The following is a 3,304-nucleotide window of genomic DNA, read 5'->3' as shown; positions in this document are numbered from 1 at the left end:
CTCAATCTGCGCCCGCTCCGCGGACGACAACCTCTGCCCCGGCATGACTCCTCATCCTGACGAGAATCCACCCCGTTGCAACAACCACTTGAGCCCAAGACGGTCGGATAGCGCGATATCGCTGATCTCGTGTCGATCATGCGTGAAACGGGAACCCCCCGGGTGACGCTCGTCCCGTTGTGGCCGTCCAACCACCGATCGCTCAGTTCCGGTGATTGATTAGCCGACTTTCGAGCACCCATGATGAGCGAAACTGGGTTAGGCTGCGGGCCATGTGTGGAATCGTGGGATACGCGGGCGCGCGCCCCGCTCTCGGCATCGTGCTCGACGGGCTGCGGCGGTTGGAATACCGCGGCTACGACTCGGCGGGCGTCGCGATCGTCTGCGACGACGAGCTGCTGATCGAGAAGAAGGCCGGCAAGCTGGCCAACCTCGAAAAGGTCCTCTCCGAGCGGGCCACCAGCAACCCCGAGGACTGCGCGGCCAGCCCGATCGGCATCGGCGACGGCACGACCGGCATCGGGCACACCCGCTGGGCCACGCACGGCGGCCCGACCGACCGCAACGCCCACCCGCACGTCGCCCCCGACGGCCGGGTCGCGGTCATCCACAACGGCATCATCGAGAACTTCGCCAAGCTCCGCGCCGAGCTGGAGGCCGACGGCGTCCAGTTCACCAGCGACACCGACACCGAGTGCGCCGCCCACCTGCTCTCCGCCGCGCTGGCCGAGCTGCGCGCCGCCGGCCAGGCGGACAGCCCGCAACTGCTCGCCGCCGGCATGCGGGTGGTCTGCCAGCGGCTGGAGGGCGCGTTCACCCTCCTCGCGGTGGACGCCGCCGTGCCCGGCGCCGTCGTCGGCGCCCGACGCAACTCGCCCCTCGTGGTCGGACGCGGCGACGGGGAGAACTACCTGGCCAGCGACGTGGCCGCGTTCATCGAGCACACCCGGGAAGCGGTCGAGCTGGGCCAGGACCAGATCGTGCTGATCACCGGGGACAGCATCGAGATCACCGACTTCGACGGCCAGCCCGCCGCCGGCAAGGACTTCCACATCGACTGGGACTCCTCGGCCGCGGAGAAGGGCGGCTACGACTGGTTCATGCTCAAGGAGATCGAGGAGCAGCCGCAGGCCATCGCCGACACGCTGCTCGGCCGGCTCACCGAAACCGGCGAGATCGCCCTCGACGAGGTCCGCCTCAGCGACCAGGACCTGCGCGACGTCGACAAGATCTTCATCGTGGCCTGCGGCACGGCGTACCACGCCGGCATGGTCGCCAAGTACGCCATCGAGCACTGGACGCGAATCCCGTGCGAGGTGGAGCTGGCCAGCGAGTTCCGCTACCGCGACCCGGTGCTCGACCGGTCCACGCTGATCGTGGTGATCTCGCAGTCCGGCGAAACGATGGACACCCTGATGGCACTGCGCCACGCCAAGGAGCAGAAGGCCCGGGTGCTGGCCATCTGCAACACCAACGGCTCGACCATCCCCCGCGAGTCCGACGCCGTGCTCTACACCCACGGGGGGCCGGAGATCGCCGTCGCCTCCACCAAGGCGTTCCTCACCCAGGTCGTCGCCTGCTACCTGATCGGCCTGCACCTGGCCCAGGTACGCGGGATCAAGTTCGCCGACGAGGTGGGCGCGGTGGTCGCGCAGTTGCAGGAGATCCCGGGCAAGCTGCGTGAGCTGCTCGACCGGATCGACCCCGTCCGTGAGCTGGCCCGGGAGTTGAAGTCCGAGCCGACCGTGCTGTTCATCGGCCGGCACGTCGGCTACCCGGTGGCCCTTGAGGGTGCGCTCAAGCTCAAGGAGCTGGCGTACATGCACGCCGAGGGCTTCGCCGCCGGCGAGCTGAAGCACGGCCCGATCGCCCTGATCGACAAGGGCACCCCGGTGATCTGCGTGGTGCCGTCGCCGGTGGGCCGGGGCATGCTGCACGACAAGGTCGTCTCCAACATCCAGGAGGTCCGGGCGCGCGGCGCGCGGACCATCGTGATCGCGGAGGAGGGCGACGAGGCCGTCGTCCGCTACGCCGACCACCTGATCTACGTGCCGCGTACGCCCACCCTGCTGGCCCCACTGGTCACCACGGTGCCGTTGCAGGTGCTCGCCGCCGAGATCGCCGCCGCCCGGGGACACGACGTGGACCAGCCCCGCAACCTGGCCAAGTCGGTCACCGTCGAGTAGCCGCCGCTCACGTCCGGAGCCCCCGGTCGCCGCACCCGCGGTGGCCGGGGCTCCGCCGTCGGAGCATCGCAGCCACCCCGTCGATGACGAGGCCGGTCGGGCGTCCACCGACGTGGCCGTAGCCGTCAGCGGCCCAACACGACGCGGGCCATCCCGTCCAGCGCCGGGTTGCCCGGATCCCAGTAGCCGGCGTGCCCGCCGCGACCACTGGGGAACACCCGGCCACCGAAGCCGGGGTCGGCCGGATCGTGGCCGAACCACAGCTCGTGCCCGGTCCGGTCGGGCCAGCCCAGCACCGCGGCGAGCGGCGCCGCGCCGAACAGGGCACGCCGACCCAACTCGTCGACGGGTCGGGCCAGCCGGATCACGTCGTCGGGGGCGCTGCTCGCCCAGACCTGCCCGGGGGCCACACCCAACTCGGTGGCGTGCGCCGCGCCGACGCCGGGTGAGCCGACGAACATCAGCGCGTCGGCGGCCAGACCGTGCTCCCGGGCCGCCATGCCCACCACCAGCGACCCGTAGCTGTGCCCGAGCACCGTCTGCCGGGCCGGTGGCCCCTCATGGCTGGCCCGCAACCCCTCCTGGAATCGGTGCAGCGCCCCGCCGGCGTCCCGGGCCTGAGCGGACGAGGCGGCCTCGGTCAGGAAATCCGGTGCGTCGTAGTCCAGCCAGAGCACCGCCGCGCTGCGCTCCCCCGGGGCGAGCGCGGCGCACCGGTCCAGCACCCGAGCGGCCCGGCCCAGCTCGCCGGTGGCGTCGTCCAGGCCGGCGGTCATCCCCGGCACGTAGGTCAGCACCCGATCGGCGTGGTCCGGATCGCCGAGCGCCACCACCACCCGGCCCTCACCGGCCGGGTCCAACCCCAACAGGTACGCCCGTGGCTCCCCGGCCGCCAGCCGCTCGGTGAGCGCGTCCAGGCCGACCAGTTTCGCCGCCGCGGTGCTCGGTGTGCCCACGGTGTCCTCGGCGGCGGTGGTACCGGTCCCCGAGACGGCGACCCTCGTGTCGGCGAACCCCCGCGACTCGACCCCGCACGCGCGCGATGGTGAAACCCGAGCCTTCGCGCAGGTGGGCAACACGGTATTCGTCGGCGGCAGCTTCACGCAGCTCCGGCAGAC

Annotated in this window: 3 protein-coding genes; 2 read left to right on the top strand and 1 reads right to left on the bottom strand. The window is 71.5% G+C overall.

The features are described from left to right. Window positions 1–272 precede the first annotated feature (272 nt). Entirely contained in the window at window positions 273–2,186 is a 1,914-nt protein-coding gene (gene glmS, locus JNW91_RS30565) for a glutamine--fructose-6-phosphate transaminase (isomerizing) (protein ID WP_203178946.1), read from the top strand. Between the two features lie 125 nt (window positions 2,187–2,311). Here glmS and JNW91_RS30560 read toward each other — a convergent pair whose 3' ends face one another. Next, window positions 2,312–3,142, bottom strand: coding sequence for an alpha/beta hydrolase (locus JNW91_RS30560; RefSeq protein WP_309244531.1), 831 nt, complete (start codon window positions 3,140–3,142; stop codon window positions 2,312–2,314). Here JNW91_RS30560 and JNW91_RS32890 point away from each other — a divergent pair. Next, a partial coding sequence (locus JNW91_RS32890) for a hypothetical protein (RefSeq protein WP_309244530.1) occupies window positions 3,090–3,304 on the top strand: 215 nt, incomplete at its 3' end. The genes JNW91_RS30560 and JNW91_RS32890 overlap by 53 nt on opposite strands.

Source organism: Micromonospora parastrephiae (assembly GCF_016802865.1).
GTDB classification, from domain to species: Bacteria; Actinomycetota; Actinomycetes; order Mycobacteriales; family Micromonosporaceae; genus Micromonospora; species Micromonospora parastrephiae.
This window is presented reverse-complemented; position numbering and strand designations above follow the sequence as displayed.